Origin of the sequence: Pseudomonas sp. NPDC090203 (assembly GCF_044746765.1) — a bacterium.
GTDB lineage: Bacteria > Pseudomonadota > Gammaproteobacteria > Pseudomonadales > Pseudomonadaceae > Aquipseudomonas > Aquipseudomonas putida_AD.
Genome location: NZ_JBIVCV010000009.1, coordinates 37,887 through 51,995, shown reverse-complemented (window position 1 = coordinate 51,995; position 14,109 = coordinate 37,887). Strand labels below are relative to the sequence as shown.

The window sequence follows — 14,109 nt, the reverse complement described above, 5'->3', positions numbered from 1 at the left end:
TGATGAAAGCCAATGCTTCGAGCTTCAACCAGCGCTTGCTGCGCGGGCAGGCGCCGTCTTATGAGCGCCTGCAGGCGCGCTTTGCCGAAGACGGCAGCACGCCGGACGCCGAGCCCCTGGCCCTGCACTGCGGCTGGGGCCGGCTGCTGATCGGCCACACCTACTCCGACCCTGCGACACTGGCCAACGAACTGCTCAACGAGAAGCCCGGCGAGCGAGACATCGCGCTGTACGTGGCGATGCCGCAACAGGTGCTGGCGCAATCGCCGCAGCAGCTGTTCCTCGACCCGTCCGACACCCTGCGCCTGTGGTTCAGCGACTATCGTCCGTCGCAGCGAGTGTTTCGCGGCTTTCGGATTCGCCGCGCCCAGAGCCAGGAAGACTGGACCGCCATCAATAACCTGTACATCGCCCGTGGCATGCTGCCCATCGACCCGACCCTGCTGACCCCGCGCCATCAGGGTGGCCCGGTGTACTGGATCGCCGAGGACGAAACCAGTAACGCGGTGATCGGCAGCGTCATGGGCCTCAATCACCAGAAGGCCTTCAACGATCCGGAAAACGGCAGCAGCCTCTGGTGCCTGGCGGTCGATCCGCAATGCACCCGCCCCGGCGTGGGCGAAGTGCTGGTGCGGCACCTGATCGAGCACTTCCAAAGCCGCGGCCTTGCGTATCTCGACCTCTCGGTGCTGCACGACAACCAGCAGGCCAAGAACCTCTACGGCAAGCTGGGTTTTCGCAACCTGCCGACCTTCGCCATCAAGCGCAAGAACGGCATCAACGAAAAGCTGTTTCTCGGCCCGGGCCCGCAGGCGGACTTCAATCCCTATGCGCGGATCATCGTCGAGGAGGCCCATCGTCGCGGCATCGATGTGCAGGTGGACGACGCAGAAGCCGGCCTGTTCACCCTGATCCATGGAGGGCGACGCATTCGTTGCCGCGAGTCGCTGAGCGACCTGACCACCGCCGTGAGCATGACCCTGTGCCAGGACAAGCGCCTGACCCACAAGGCCCTCAAAGCCGCCGGCTTGCAATTGCCGGTGCAGCAACTGGCGGGCAATGCCGACGACAACCTGGGTTTTCTCGACGAGCACGAACGCATCGTGGTCAAGCCGGTGGACGGCGAGCAGGGCCAGGGCGTGGCGGTGGACCTGCGCACCATTGAAGACGTGCAAGACGCCGTCGAGCGTGCGCGGCAGTTCGATTCACGGGTGTTGCTGGAAAGCTTTCATGAAGGGCTGGATTTGCGCATCGTCGTCATCGGCTTTGACGTGGTGGCCGCTGCCATTCGCCGCCCTGCCGAGATCATGGGCGACGGGCGCCACACCATCGGCCAGTTGATCGAAGCCCAGAGCCGCCGTCGTGCCGCCGCGACCGGTGGCGAAAGCAAGATCCCGCTGGACGAGGAAACCCGTCGCACCGTGGAGGACGCAGGCTTCACCTTCGACAGCGTGCTGCCCGCCGACCAGCGCCTGGCGGTGCGGCGCACGGCCAACCTGCACACCGGTGGCTGCCTGGAAGACGTCACGGCGATCCTCCACCCGGTGTTGAAAGACGCCGCCATCCGCGCCGCCCGAGCGCTGGACATCCCGGTGGTGGGCCTGGACCTGATGGTCCCGGCCGCCGACCAGCCGGAATACGTGTTCATCGAAGCCAACGAACGCTGCGGCCTGGCCAACCACGAGCCACAGCCGACAGCCGAGCGCTTCGTCGATCTGTTGTTTCCCCATAGCCTGCCCGTGCACGGCTGAAATCGGCGCGCGCTCCTACACGGGGCGTCTTGCGCCATCAATTGAGGAGCTCCCATGACCACTGCAAAGAAAATCCTCGAACCGGATCTGAATTACCTGCAGAAAGTCCTGCTGGAAATGCTCGCGATTCCAAGCCCGACCGGCTTTACCGACACCATCGTGCGCTACGTCGCCGAGCGTCTGGATGAGTTGGGCATTCCCTTCGAACTCACCCGTCGCGGCACCATCCGCGCCACGCTCAAGGGCAAGCAGAACAGCCCCGACCGCGCCGTTTCCGCGCACCTGGACACCATTGGCGCCATCGTGCGCGAGGTCAAGGACAACGGCCGCCTGGGCCTGGCGGCGGTGGGCTGCTGGTCCAGCCGGTTTGCCGAGGGCAGCCGGGTCAGCGTGTTCACCGACACCGGCGTGATCCGTGGCAGCGTGCTGCCGCTGATGGCCTCGGGGCATGCGTTCAACACCGCCGTCGATACCATGCCCATCAGTTGGGACCACATCGAGCTGCGCCTGGATGCCTACGCCTCAACCAGGGCCGACTGCGAATCGCTGGGGATCAACGTCGGCGATTTCGTCGCCTTCGATCCGCTGCCCGAATTTACCGAAAGCGGCCATATCAGCGCCCGCCATCTGGACGACAAGGCCGGCGTCGCCGCCCTGCTCGCGGCGCTCAAGGCCATTGTCGACAGCGGCGCCGAACCCTTGATCGACTGCCACCCGCTGTTCACCATCACCGAGGAGACCGGCAGCGGCGCCGCGGGCAGCCTGCCGTGGGACGTCAGCGAATTCGTCGGCATCGACATCGCGCCCGTCGCCCCGGGCCAGCACTCCAGCGAGCATGCCGTGAGCGTGGCGATGCAGGATTCCGGCGGGCCTTACGACTATCACCTGTCCCGGCACCTGCTGCGCCTGGGACAGGAAAAAGAGCTGTCAGTACGCCGCGACCTGTTCCGCTATTACTACAGCGACGCCCACTCGGCGATCACCGCAGGCTACGACACCCGCACCGCGCTGCTGGCGTTCGGCTGCGACGCGACCCACGGCTACGAGCGCACCCACATCGACAGCCTCAACACCCTGAGCCGCCTGCTCGCGGCCTACATGATGAGCCCGCCGGTGTTCGCCAGTGACGCCAAACCCGCCAATGCATCGCTGGAGAACTTCAGCCATCAACTGGAGCATGACGCACAGATGGAGTCCGATACCCGGGTGCCAGCGGTGGATACCTTGGTGGGATCGCGCTAGCATCCCGCCATCTGACCACCTCCACACCCGAGAACTGCCATGCTGATCCCCCACGACCAACTCGAAGCCGACACTTTGACGCGTCTGATCGAGGATTTCGTGACCCGCGACGGCACTGACAATGGCGACGACACGCCGCTTGAGACCCGCGTCCTGCGGGTCCGGCATGCGTTGAGTAAAGGTCAGGCGGTGATCTTTTTCGATCTGGACAGCCAGCAATGCCAGTTGATGCTCAAGCACGAAGTGCCCAAAGAGTATTTCGACGAATGAAAAAGTGCCGCAAGGCGTGAGGACTCGGGTCTAGACGCCCGTCGACTGGTTTGCCATCAGCGCAAGCCGTGCCGCGATCCGTTTATAGACCTCGGCGCGGTGAATCTTCACGTGTTGCGGGGCGTCGATCCCCAGGCGCACCTGATTGCCGGTGATGCCCAGAATCTGCACCGTGATGTCATCACCGATGGAGAAGGTTTCTCCTATTTCTCTCGTCAGTACCAGCATTTTTCCTACTCCCTTGGATGTAACCGAGGGAGCAGGTTGACGCGCCCGCCCTGGCGCTTCAATGCGCCGCGATCAAATCAGTCATGCCCTTCAACACCGCAAGGCGCTGGCTGACAGACACGTCCTACAAAGCGGCCAAAAGCGTCACAACCTTGCCGAAAGGTCCGCATCCAGAATCAGGATTTTTCCCGGGGCAATCTCTGGCCGGGACGATCAAGAGACTGACCAGCGCGGGCCCAGCAGAATGATCGTGGCGCCAATGACGCACAACGCCACGCCGATCCAGTCAGAAGTCAGTGGCCGCACGCGCTCGATCACCGCCAGCCAGGCAATCGAGGCAATGATGTAGATCCCGCCATATGCGGCATAGGCGCGCCCTGCGTAGGCCGCTTCGATGCGCGTCAGCAGCAGGGCGAACAGGGTCAGGCTGAGTAACGCGGGAATGATCCACAGCACGCTCTTGCCCTGGCGCAGCCACATCCAGAAGCCATAGCAGCCGGCGATTTCGAACAGGGCGGCGAGGAAGAACCAGAGGTAGTTGAGCACGAGGGTTGCCTTCAAGGGTGTGCGAAAAGATGCGCGCCACCCTATCAGAAAATGCAGCCCGGATCGTGCGAGACGGTCAGCCCCGCGCCTTGGCCCGCATCCGCTCGGCCATGTGGGTCATCTCGTCGTAAATGGCCTGCGGGTTCTGTTGCTTGACCTGCCAGGCCATGCGCCCCTGCTCGTGGGGCAGGATCATGAATTCGCCCTTGTGCACCTGTTCATGGATGTACTCGGCGATGTCGGCGGCGCTGATCGGCGAGCTTTCCAGCAGCTTGCCGACCTGGGCTTTCATGGCGGGCGTCGGGCCGCGGAAGGAGTCCAGCAGGTTGGTCTGGAAGAACGACGGGCACACCACATGCACAGCGATTTCCTGTTGGCGCAGCTCCACCAGCAGGCTTTCGGACAGCGCCACCACGCCGGCCTTGGCCACGTTGTAGTTACTCATCGCCGGGCCCTGCATCAGGGCGGCCATGGACGCGATATTGATGATGGTGCCTTTGCTTTTTTCCAGCAGTGGCAGGAAGGCCTTGCAGCCCTTGACCACGCCCATGAGGTTGATCGCGATCTGCCAGTCCCAGTCTTCCAGCGACAGCTCGTCGAAGAAGCCGCCGGACGCCACGCCCGCGTTGTTGACGATGACGTCGATGCCCCCCAGCTTCTGCTCGCAGGCCTGTGCGAAGGCGGTGAGCTGGCTGTAGTCCCGAACATCGCAGCGCTGAACGAAACCGTCGCCACCGGCTGCGCGAACCAGCTTCAGGGTTTCCTGAAGGCCGGCGTCGTTGACGTCGGACAATGCCAGTTGCCAGCCATCGCGGGCCCAGCGCAGTGCGATTTCCCGTCCCAGGCCCGATCCTGCGCCAGTGATCATGATGCGATTTTGCATAGCCAGTGCCTTGTCGTTTCCCGAGGAAGTGACCTCAGTGTAAACAGCGGCATTGTCAGACAATGCCTTCATTAGCTCGCTGAATATGCCGGGCAAACCGCTACGTCAGATTCGTCGAACCTTTTGCTCATCCCACAGGTCGGAATCTGCAAGCGGTTCGCCTTTTTGCCCGCCGGGCAACGACCCGAATGAAACACCACTTCACAAAAACGAAAAGGAACTCATCATGGGCATAGGCACGATCCTGATCATCATTCTGATCCTCCTGCTGGTCGGGGGGCTTCCCGTATTCCCGCACTCCAGAAGCTGGGGTTACGGGCCATCGGGCATCATCGGTACGATTCTGGTCATCCTGCTGATATTGGTCCTGCTCGGCAGGATATGACGGTCCCCGCATTGTAGGAGCGCGCTTGCCCGCGATCGCGATGTGTCTGTGACCTCACCGTTGCCTGACACACTGCTGTCGCGGGCAAGCGCGCTCCTACAGGGTTGAGTCAATCCGCGCGAACAAAAACGCCCCGAATGATCGGGGCGTTTTGTTTTAGCGGGTTTTACTCAAACATCAGTGCGAATCAGTGCGACACCGCACCGCTGGCACCCAGGCCGGTCTGCGAACGCACGAACTGTGGATAGAACAGTTCACGCTCGCCTTCGGCAGCCTTGGACTTGTCGGTCACCGAGAAGAACCAGATGCCCACGAACGCGATGATGATCGAGAAGAACGCCGGGTACTCGTACGGGAAGATCGCCTTCTCGTGGTGCAGGATCTGCACCCAGATGGTCGGGCCGAGAATCATCAGCACGACCGCGCTGATCAGGCCCATCCAGCCGCCGATCATGGCGCCACGGGTGGTCAGGTTTTTCCAGTACATCGAGAGCAGCAGCACAGGGAAGTTGCAGCTGGCCGCGATGGAGAATGCCAGGCCGACCATGAACGCGATGTTCTGGCTTTCGAAGGCAATACCCAGCAGGATCGCCACGATGGCCAGCGCAACAGTCGTGTATTTCGAGACGCGGATTTCATCCTTCTCGTTGGCCTTGCCCGCCTTGATCACGCTGGCATACAGGTCATGGGACACCGCCGAGGCGCCAGCCAGGGTCAGGCCGGCAACCACTGCCAGGATGGTCGCGAACGCCACCGCCGAGATGAAGCCCAGGAACAGGCTGCCACCCACGGCATCGGCCAGGTGCACCGCCGCCATATTGTTGCCGCCGATCAGCGCGCCTGCTGCATCCTTGAACGCCGGGTTGGTGCTGACCAGAAGGATCGCGCCGAAACCGATGATGAAGGTCAGGATGTAGAAGTAGCCGATGAAGCCGGTCGCGTACAGAACCGATTTACGGGCTTCCTTGGCATCGCTGACGGTGAAGAAGCGCATCAGGATGTGTGGCAGGCCAGCGGTACCGAACATCAGTGCCAGACCCAGCGAGAACGCGGAGATCGGATCTTTGACCAGACCGCCCGGGCTCATGATCGCCTCGCCTTTGGGGTGAACCTTGGTGGCTTCGGAGAACAGCACGTTGAAGTCGAAGTTGACGTGCTTCATCACCATCAGCGCCATGAACGATGCGCCGGACAGCAACAGCACCGCCTTGATGATCTGCACCCAGGTGGTGGCCAGCATGCCGCCGAACAGCACGTACAGGCACATCAGGATACCGACCAGCACCACCGCCACGCTGTAGTCCAGGCCGAACAGCAGCTGGATCAGCTTGCCCGCGCCGACCATCTGCGCGATCAGGTAGAACGCCACGACCACCAGCGAACCGCAGGCGGACAGGGTACGGATTTCCTTCTGCTTGAGGCGGTAGGACGCCACGTCAGCGAAGGTGTATTTGCCAAGGTTGCGCAGGCGTTCGGCGATCAGGAACAGAATGATCGGCCAGCCGACCAGAAAGCCGATCGAGTAGATCAGGCCGTCGTAGCCGGACGCGTACACCAGTGCGGAAATACCCAGGAAGGACGCCGCCGACATGTAGTCCCCGGCGATTGCCAGACCGTTCTGGAAACCGGTGATCTTGCCGCCCGCCGAGTAATAATCAGCTGCCGTTTTGTTCTTTTTCGCCGCCCAGTACGTAATGCAGAGGGTGAAGGCTACAAAGGCCACGAACATGATGATCGCGGCGATGTTCAGGGGTTGCTTCTGCACGGCGCCGGTCAGGGCGTCCGCCGCCATGAGTGTCGGTGCGAAAGCGGCAAGGCCCAGAGCTGCTAACAGGCGCCGGCTCATTGTTGTGCCTCCTTCAGGATCGCGTTGTTCAGCTCATCGAACTCGCCGTTTGCGCGGCGCACGTAGATGGCTGTCAGCACGAACGCAGAGACGATCAACCCGACTCCGATCGGCATTCCCCAGGTGATGGATGATGTGGCGCTGAGTTTGGCGCCCAGAATCTGAGGCCCGTACGCAATCAGAAGGATGAATGCGGCATAAAGCCCAAGCATGATCGCCGAGAGAATCCAGGCGAATCGTTCCCTTTTCGAGACCAGCTCCTTGAAGCGCGGGCTGTTCTGAATCGAGAGGTAAATGCTGTCGTTCATTGTTTTTGTCCTCGCAGCACAGATGGATGTCACGTATTCAACTTTAGCCCGCTCTGGGCCGTACTCCAGACGACCTTAGTATTAGAACGACATTAGTTGTTACATCCGTGCGCGCAAACTTGCTCGTCGCAGGAAAAAGAAGAGGCAACTTTGGCGAAAGAGACACCTGTAGGAGCGCGCTTGCCCGCGACGGCGGTGTGTCAGCCGACAGTGATGTCACAGACAGATCGTAATCGCGGGCAAGCGCGCTCCTACAGTTGCAGGCGCAAATAAAAAACCGCCCGGCGAGGGCTCGCCGGGCGGTTTCGATGAACATGAATCTTTTATGGCAGGATTACTTGCCAGTCCATTCCTTGACGCGCTCAGGGTGCTTGGCCACCCAGTCCTTCGCCGCCTGCTCAGGCTTGGCGCCGTCCTGGATCGCCAGCATGACTTCGCCGATCTCGTCCTTGCTCGACCACTGGAATTTCTTCAGGAAGTCGGCAACGTCCGGGGCTTTCTTGGCCAGGTCCAGGCTGCCGATGTTGTCCACGGTTTCAGCCGCGCCGTACACGCCCTTTGGATCTTCCAGGAACTTGAGTTTCCACTTGGCGAACATCCAGTGCGGCACCCAGCCGGTCACTGCGATGGACTCTTTCTTGTTCTCGGCACGGGTCAGTTCGGCAATCATGCCGGCACCGGAACTGGCCTGCAGCTTGTAGCCATCGAGGCCGTAGTCCTTGATCGCCTGGTCGGTCTTGATCATCACGCCTGAACCTGCGTCGATCCCGACGATTTTCTTCTTGAAGGACTCGTCGGTCTTCAGGTCGGCGACCGAGTTGGCTTTCACGTACTCAGGCACGATCAGGCCGATCTTGGCGTCCTTGAAGTTGGGGCCGTAGTCGGTGACCTTGTCCTTGTTCTTGGCCCAGTACTCGCCATGGGTCACTGGCAGCCAGGCCGACAGCATCATGTCCAGTTTACCGGTAGCAACGCCCTGCCACATGATCCCGGCAGCGACTGCCTGCAGTTTCACGGGATAGCCAAATTTCTGCTGAATCACTTCGGCGGCCACGTTGGTGGTCGCAACACTGTCGGACCAGCCATCCACGTAGCCGATGCTCAGCTCAGGTTTGGTGTCGGCAAGGGCCAGCGTGGAACTGATGGCAAGTGCCAGAGCGGCACCGGCACCCAGGATTTTTCGCATCTTCATCTGTACTTCCCCGGTAGTCTGAACCCGACGGTCGTCGGATTTCGTTAACGTTTTTTTTGGCCTTCGACGCTCGCCCACATTTGGCGCATCGCCCGGCCTTCACGCTTTAACCACTTGCCTGCGCAGCCGCACTCGCTGCGTTGACGAAACGATCATCAACCCCCACCAACCTTGTGCCTTTCCTCTTAGCGACACTCAGGCAACGGGAAACGACATCACTGGGCCATCAACGACAAACAGGTCGTAAAAGCAGTCGCAGTCCGTCCGAAAATTGCATGGCTAACGAAAATGCTGCGCCCAGCCCCGAACCGTAGGAGCGCGCTTGCCCGCGATTGCGGTGCGTCATCGACAAGTTTGGCGTCTGACACCACGCAATCGCGGGCAAGCGCGCTCCTGCGGGACAGCGGTGGCCGGTGATATGCTGCGGGCCGTCTGCCCTCTTTTGGCCCGATCATGCCCGCCACTTCCCGCTCGCCTGTCGTCCTTTACCTTTGCTCCTGTCTGATTGCTCTGTTTGCCCTGTGCGGTTATTGGTACGGCCTCGGGAAACCTGTGGTTTTGCCTGACGCCGCGACACCCACGCACAAGCTGCAATGCGCCTCCTACACGCCGTTCGACAAGGATCAGTCTCCGTTCGACCAGCCCTTCAAGCCGCGCCCCGCACGCATGGATGCGGACCTTGCCTTGCTGGCGACGCGCTTTGAATGCATCCGCACCTATTCGATGACGGGCCTGGAGGCGATCCCGGATCTTGCGCGCAAGCACGGGCTGAAGGTGATGCTAGGCGCCTGGGTCAGCGCCAGTGCAGCGGACACTGACAAGGAGATCAAGGCGCTGATCAAGGAGGCCAACGCCTACCCCGATGTTGTCACCGCTGTGATCGTCGGTAACGAAACCCTGTTACGCAAGGAAGTGACCGGCGCGCAACTGGCGAAGCTGATCGGCCGGGTCAAGGCCCAGGTCAGACAACCGGTGACCTACGCCGATGTCTGGGAGTACTGGCTGCAATACCCGGACATCGCGCCCGCCGTGGATTTCCTGACCATCCACCTGCTGCCCTACTGGGAAGACGACCCCAGGGGCATCGACGATGCGTTGGCTCACGTGGCGCAGATCCGTCAGACCTTCGGCGAGAAGTTCGCCCCCAAAGACATCCTGATCGGTGAAACCGGCTGGCCCAGCGAAGGCCGGCAGCGGGAAACCGCGCTGCCGAGCCGGGTCAATGAGGCGAGGTTCATTCGCAGTTTTGTCGCCATGGCCGAGCACAACGGCTGGCACTACAACCTGATCGAAGCCTTCGACCAGCCGTGGAAACGCGGGGCTGAAGGTGCGGTCGGGGGTTACTGGGGACTGTTCGATGCTGATCGCCAGGAGAAAGGCGTATTGGCCGGCCCCGTGTCGAACCTGCCACTGTGGCCGGTATGGCTGGCCGTCAGCGGGGGGATTGCCCTGATCGCGCTGGCGCTGGCCGGACGGGTGACCCAGCCGCGCCAGGCGCTGATCCTGCCATTGCTGGCGGTGTTCGGCGGCTGTTGCATCGGTACTTGGGGCGAACTGGCGCGGGTCACCAGCCGTTTTACCGGGGAGTACCTGTGGGCGCTGGCACTGGTGGCGTTAAATCTGCTGGTGCTGGCCCACGCCGCCTTGACCCTGTCGGCCAGAACCGGCTGGCGCGGGCGGGCATTCAATTGGCTGGATGCCAGGGCTTTCTGGTGGCTGGGCGCGGCTGGGTTCGCGGCGGCAGTAATGATGCTGGCGATGGTGTTCGATCCCCGGTACCGCAGTTTTCCCACGGCAACCCTTTGGCTGCCCGCCCTCTTCTATTTGTTCAGGCCCGTGAGGGTGTCGCTGCGTGAGACGGCGCTGCTGGCGTTTATCGTCGGCGCGGGGATCGTCCCGCAACTGCTGCGCGAGGGCTGGAGCAATCCGCAGGCGCTGGGATGGGCCCTGGCCTGCGCCTTGATGACCCTGGCGCTGTGGCGCAGCGTGCGGAACACATTGTGTTACCGCTGAGGGGATTGCAGAACAGAATCCGGGTAACACGGAAACAGAATAGCTGACGCCGGAGCAGCCGACAAATCAGCGAAATCAACAAACCATTGATTTTAAAGGCTTTTAAAAAGTTGGCACGGCACCTGCTATATCTCCTGCATAACAAGAACAAAATGTGAAAACCCAATAAAAATAAGATGAATCGGCTCTGACATAACAAGAACAACGGTACAGAGACGCAGCCAACTGATTTTTTTGGAGTAGATGTGCTTTGCAGGGGCTTCGGCCTCACCACCCTACAGAGAACAATAAAACTACCTCAAGGTAGCGTCCGAACGGGTTGGGTCTGTCGCCATAGCGAAGTGGACCAAAGCAGATAAGCGCTCAAAAAAATACGTTTGCTCTTGTGTCCCGGATGGGGACCACCAAAACGCTGTGAAGGGACCGGTTGCCAAAAACAACAACAGACCGCCCTAAAACAATAAGAAAAGAGCACGTGCAACGATTTAAAGGGGAGCCTCGGCTCCCCTTTATGCTGTCTGCAGTCCTCAAACACACCCTACCCGTAGCAGCACGGCTTGCCGGCGGGAGCGGTGGATCAGCCAAAGATGCATCGCCTGACACGACGCTCCCGCCGGCAAGCCGTGCTGCTACGGGGCCGTATTTGTTCTACGCACCAACCGCAACCCGGCAATCACCACCGCAAACACCGCAAGGCTGGCCGAGTACAGCACCAGCGCCAGCATCCCCAGCAGCAACCCCACCCAGGCAAGGTAGCGGCCAACACGGTTCGGCACGGCAAACCCGAGCACCGACGCAATCAACGCGCCCCAGCCCAGCACCCCGAAGTGAATCAACAGCCCCAGGTTCGAACGCACCGAACATTGCCAGTGCGCAACGGCCTCGTCGGAACAGGCCCCCACCCAACGCACATCCTCCATCAGGCCATAGCGCACGCCATAGCTGGCAGCCAGCCAGAGCGCCAGGGCGAGTAACAGCAATACCTGCGGCAGACGACGGGACACAACACACCCCAAGGGCAAAAAAACGACGCTCAGCATATCCGTAGCAGACAGCGAACGGCATCTGCCTCACATAAAAAGCACAAGCTGACACGCCAAAGGTGCTGGAACCTGTATTGTCGCCTAGGGTCTGTACGGGGATGACTCAAATACGGTGCAAAATGCCACTACGGCACTTTTCGCCCCGTACCCGGGTCATAGCCTGCGTATCTCAACAGCACTTCTTCCCAAGGGATTCAGTCATGCTTCGTTTTTTACGCCTCGCCGCCCTGTCTGGCGGCCTGTTCTTGAGTGCGTCCGTGATGGCGGTCGACATCGATCCGTCCAGCTATGGCTTCCCTCTGACCAACCCGTTTGAAGCGACCATCGCCACCACGCCTCCCGATCTGCGTGCGAAAGTGCCTGAAGACGCCGATATCGACCAGGACGACTACAGCCTTACCTTGCGCCCGGATCGCGAGTTCACCCTGCCGGACAACTTCTGGGCAGTGAAGAAACTGCGCTATCGCCTGGCCAAGCAGGACAAGCCGGCGCCGCTGATCTTCCTGATCGCGGGCACCGGCGCACCGTACAACAGCACACTCAACGAATACCTCAAGCGCCTGTATTACGGAGCCGGGTATAACGTCGTACAGCTTTCGTCGCCGACCAGCTACGACTTCATGAGCGCCGCCTCGCGTTTCGCCACCCCCGGCGTCACCAGCGAAGACGCCGAAGACCTGTACCGGGTCATGCAGGCCGTGCGCGCCCAGCAGAGCAAGCTGCAAGTCACCGAGTATTACCTGACCGGCTACAGCCTCGGCGCGCTGGACGCAGCCTTCGTCAGCAAACTGGACGAGACCCGCCGCAGTTTCAACTTCAAGAAAGTGCTGCTGATCAACCCGCCGGTGAACCTCTACACCTCGATCACCAACCTGGACAAACTGGTGCAGACCGAGGTGAAAGGCATCACCAACAGCACCACCTTCTATGAACTGGTGCTGCAGAAGCTGACCCGCTACTTCCGCGAGAAAGGCTACATCGACCTCAACGACGCGCTGCTCTACGACTTCCAGCAGTCCAAGCAGCACCTGTCCAACGAACAGATGGCGATGCTGATCGGCACCTCGTTCCGTTTCTCGGCAGCCGACATCGCGTTCACCTCCGACCTGATCAACCGCCGTGGCCTGATCACCCCGCCCAAGACGCCGATCAGCGAGGGCACCAGCCTGTCGCCGTTCCTCAAGCGCGCCTTGCAGTGTGACTTCGACTGCTACGTGACCGAACAGGTGATCCCGATGTGGCGCGCCCGCACCGACGGTGGCAGCCTGCTGCAACTGGTCGATCAGGTGAGCCTGTACGCCCTCAAGGATTACCTGGCCGGCAGCAAGAAGATCGCCGTCATGCACAACGCCGACGACGTTATCCTGGGCCCGGGCGACCTCGGCTTCCTGCGCAAGACCTTTGGCGATCGCCTGACCGTTTATCCGTATGGCGGTCATTGCGGCAACATGAACTATCGCGTCAACAGCGACGCCATGCTGGAGTTCTTCCGTGGCTAAACATCTTTTGCTGACTGCCGCACTGCTCTGCGCAGGCGCTGTTCAAGCCGCCGAGGCACCCATCGTGTCCCAGGCCGCACCCGTCAAGCGCGTGGAAAACCCGGATGGTTTCACCGAGCCCCTGAAGTCGCTGAAATTCAACCCCGGCCTTGACCAGCAGGAGTTCGAGCGTTCGTCGCTCAACGCCCTCAACGTCTATGACCCGCTGGAATCCTGGAACCGCCGCGTCTACCACTTCAACTACCGCTTCGACGAGTGGGTATTCCTGCCGGTGGTCAATGGCTACAAATACGTCACGCCAAGTTTCCTGCGCACCGGGGTCAGTAACTTCTTCAGCAACCTGGGCGATGTGCCCAACCTGTTGAACAGCCTGTTGCAGTTCAAGGGCAAGCGCTCGATGGAAACCACCGGGCGCCTGATCATCAACACTACCCTGGGGATTGCAGGGCTGTGGGACCCGGCGACCAAGATGGGCCTGCCCAAGCAGAGCGAAGACTTCGGCCAGACCCTGGGCTTCTATGGGGTACCGGCCGGTCCGTACTTCGTCCTGCCGATCCTCGGCCCGTCGAACTTCCGCGACACCGGTGGCCTGGTGTTCGACTTCACTGCCGAATCGCAGATCAACTTCCTGAACGTGGCTCAGGTCAGCGAGGACCATCCGGAGCTGTACCTGCTGCGCGCCATCGACCGGCGCTACACCACCAGCTTCCGCTACGGGCAGATGAACTCGCCGTTCGAGTACGAGAAGGTGCGGTACGTGTACACCGAAGCGCGCAAGTTGCAGATTTCGGAATAACCCCTGTAGGAGCGCGCTTGCCCGCGACGGCGGTGTGTCAGCCGACAGTGATGTCACAGACAGACCGTAATCGCGGGCAAGCGCGCTCCTACAGGCGTAAACCATCT

At 61.1% G+C, this 14,109-nt stretch carries 14 protein-coding genes; 7 read left to right on the top strand and 7 right to left on the bottom strand.

Features of this window, described 5'->3' with window-relative positions; genetic code table 11:
- Positions 1 to 2: 2 nt before the first annotated feature.
- Genes ngg through ACIPO9_RS16760 form a run of 3 tightly spaced genes read left to right on the top strand, consistent with a single transcriptional unit; the run spans position 3 to position 3,263 of the window.
- Entirely contained in the window at positions 3 to 1,751 is a 1,749-nt protein-coding gene (gene ngg, locus ACIPO9_RS16770; protein WP_400610044.1) for an N-acetylglutaminylglutamine synthetase, read from the top strand.
- 54 nt (positions 1,752 to 1,805) lie between these two features.
- On the top strand, positions 1,806 to 2,993 hold the full coding sequence (locus tag ACIPO9_RS16765) for an osmoprotectant NAGGN system M42 family peptidase (protein WP_400782186.1): 1,188 nt from the start codon (positions 1,806 to 1,808) through the stop codon (positions 2,991 to 2,993).
- A gap of 39 nt (positions 2,994 to 3,032) precedes the next feature.
- Positions 3,033 to 3,263 carry a YheU family protein gene (locus ACIPO9_RS16760; protein WP_081566003.1) on the top strand — a complete coding sequence of 77 codons (231 nt, stop codon included), beginning with the start codon at positions 3,033 to 3,035 and terminating at the stop codon, positions 3,261 to 3,263.
- A 30-nt stretch (positions 3,264 to 3,293) separates the two neighbouring features.
- On the opposite strand, the gene csrA is transcribed toward ACIPO9_RS16760, so the two are convergent.
- The 3 genes from csrA to ACIPO9_RS16745 form a co-directional block, all read right to left on the bottom strand.
- Entirely contained in the window at positions 3,294 to 3,491 is a 198-nt protein-coding gene (gene csrA / locus ACIPO9_RS16755) for a carbon storage regulator CsrA (RefSeq protein ID WP_274135779.1), read from the bottom strand.
- Between the two features lie 213 nt (positions 3,492 to 3,704).
- Entirely contained in the window at positions 3,705 to 4,037 is a 333-nt protein-coding gene (locus ACIPO9_RS16750; protein WP_400782183.1) for a YnfA family protein, read from the bottom strand.
- A 76-nt stretch (positions 4,038 to 4,113) separates the two neighbouring features.
- On the bottom strand, positions 4,114 to 4,920 hold the full coding sequence (locus ACIPO9_RS16745) for an SDR family oxidoreductase (RefSeq protein WP_400782180.1): 807 nt from the start codon (positions 4,918 to 4,920) through the stop codon (positions 4,114 to 4,116).
- Positions 4,921 to 5,146: 226 nt separating this feature from the next.
- Here ACIPO9_RS16745 and ACIPO9_RS16740 point away from each other — a divergent pair, with 226 nt between their 5' ends.
- Positions 5,147 to 5,305, top strand: coding sequence for a DUF3309 family protein (locus tag ACIPO9_RS16740; protein WP_020290439.1), 159 nt, complete (start codon positions 5,147 to 5,149; stop codon positions 5,303 to 5,305).
- 187 nt (positions 5,306 to 5,492) lie between these two features.
- Here the strand turns inward: ACIPO9_RS16740 and ACIPO9_RS16735 are convergent, their stop codons facing one another.
- The 3 genes from ACIPO9_RS16735 to ACIPO9_RS16725 all read right to left on the bottom strand — a co-directional run bounded on the left by ACIPO9_RS16735 (position 5,493) and on the right by ACIPO9_RS16725 (position 8,651).
- Entirely contained in the window at positions 5,493 to 7,151 is a 1,659-nt protein-coding gene (locus tag ACIPO9_RS16735; protein ID WP_274135775.1) for a cation acetate symporter, read from the bottom strand.
- Positions 7,148 to 7,459 carry a DUF485 domain-containing protein gene (locus ACIPO9_RS16730; protein ID WP_274135774.1) on the bottom strand — a complete coding sequence of 104 codons (312 nt, stop codon included), beginning with the start codon at positions 7,457 to 7,459 and terminating at the stop codon, positions 7,148 to 7,150. Before ACIPO9_RS16730 ends, ACIPO9_RS16735 begins: the two co-directional genes overlap by 4 nt.
- A gap of 334 nt (positions 7,460 to 7,793) precedes the next feature.
- Positions 7,794 to 8,651: a glycine betaine ABC transporter substrate-binding protein gene (locus tag ACIPO9_RS16725; protein ID WP_274135773.1), complete on the bottom strand. Its 858-nt coding sequence runs from the start codon at positions 8,649 to 8,651 to the stop codon at positions 7,794 to 7,796.
- 453 nt (positions 8,652 to 9,104) lie between these two features.
- Between ACIPO9_RS16725 and ACIPO9_RS16720 the strand changes: the two genes are divergently transcribed.
- Positions 9,105 to 10,664, top strand: a complete 1,560-nt coding sequence (locus ACIPO9_RS16720) for a glycosyl hydrolase family 17 protein (protein WP_400782177.1) — start codon at positions 9,105 to 9,107, stop codon at positions 10,662 to 10,664.
- Between the two features lie 629 nt (positions 10,665 to 11,293).
- Here the strand turns inward: ACIPO9_RS16720 and ACIPO9_RS16715 are convergent.
- A complete protein-coding gene (locus tag ACIPO9_RS16715) occupies positions 11,294 to 11,668 on the bottom strand; it encodes a hypothetical protein (RefSeq protein ID WP_400782175.1) in 375 nt (124 codons plus the stop codon).
- 239 nt (positions 11,669 to 11,907) lie between these two features.
- Between ACIPO9_RS16715 and ACIPO9_RS16710 the strand changes: the two genes are divergently transcribed.
- Together ACIPO9_RS16710 and ACIPO9_RS16705 are read left to right on the top strand one after the other, a co-directional pair.
- On the top strand, positions 11,908 to 13,206 hold the full coding sequence (locus ACIPO9_RS16710; protein WP_400782172.1) for a serine/threonine protein kinase: 1,299 nt from the start codon (positions 11,908 to 11,910) through the stop codon (positions 13,204 to 13,206).
- Positions 13,199 to 14,002, top strand: coding sequence for a VacJ family lipoprotein (locus ACIPO9_RS16705; protein WP_400782170.1), 804 nt, complete (start codon positions 13,199 to 13,201; stop codon positions 14,000 to 14,002). Before ACIPO9_RS16710 ends, ACIPO9_RS16705 begins: the two co-directional genes overlap by 8 nt.
- Positions 14,003 to 14,109 lie beyond the last annotated feature (107 nt).

Bases quoted from the DNA above. Each gene is read 5' to 3' on its own strand.
- ngg (WP_400610044.1), top strand. From the start codon at position 3: ATGAAAGCCAATGCTTCGAGCTTCAACCAGCGCTTGCTGCGCGGGCAG.
- ACIPO9_RS16765 (WP_400782186.1), top strand. From the start codon at position 1,806: ATGACCACTGCAAAGAAAATCCTCGAACCGGATCTGAATTACCTGCAG.
- ACIPO9_RS16760 (WP_081566003.1), top strand. From the start codon at position 3,033: ATGCTGATCCCCCACGACCAACTCGAAGCCGACACTTTGACGCGTCTG.
- csrA (WP_274135779.1), bottom strand. From the start codon at position 3,491: ATGCTGGTACTGACGAGAGAAATAGGAGAAACCTTCTCCATCGGTGAT.
- ACIPO9_RS16745 (WP_400782180.1), bottom strand. From the start codon at position 4,920: ATGCAAAATCGCATCATGATCACTGGCGCAGGATCGGGCCTGGGACGG.
- ACIPO9_RS16740 (WP_020290439.1), top strand. From the start codon at position 5,147: ATGGGCATAGGCACGATCCTGATCATCATTCTGATCCTCCTGCTGGTC.
- ACIPO9_RS16735 (WP_274135775.1), bottom strand. From the start codon at position 7,151: ATGAGCCGGCGCCTGTTAGCAGCTCTGGGCCTTGCCGCTTTCGCACCG.
- ACIPO9_RS16730 (WP_274135774.1), bottom strand. From the start codon at position 7,459: ATGAACGACAGCATTTACCTCTCGATTCAGAACAGCCCGCGCTTCAAG.
- ACIPO9_RS16725 (WP_274135773.1), bottom strand. From the start codon at position 8,651: ATGAAGATGCGAAAAATCCTGGGTGCCGGTGCCGCTCTGGCACTTGCC.
- ACIPO9_RS16720 (WP_400782177.1), top strand. From the start codon at position 9,105: ATGCCCGCCACTTCCCGCTCGCCTGTCGTCCTTTACCTTTGCTCCTGT.
- ACIPO9_RS16710 (WP_400782172.1), top strand. From the start codon at position 11,908: ATGCTTCGTTTTTTACGCCTCGCCGCCCTGTCTGGCGGCCTGTTCTTG.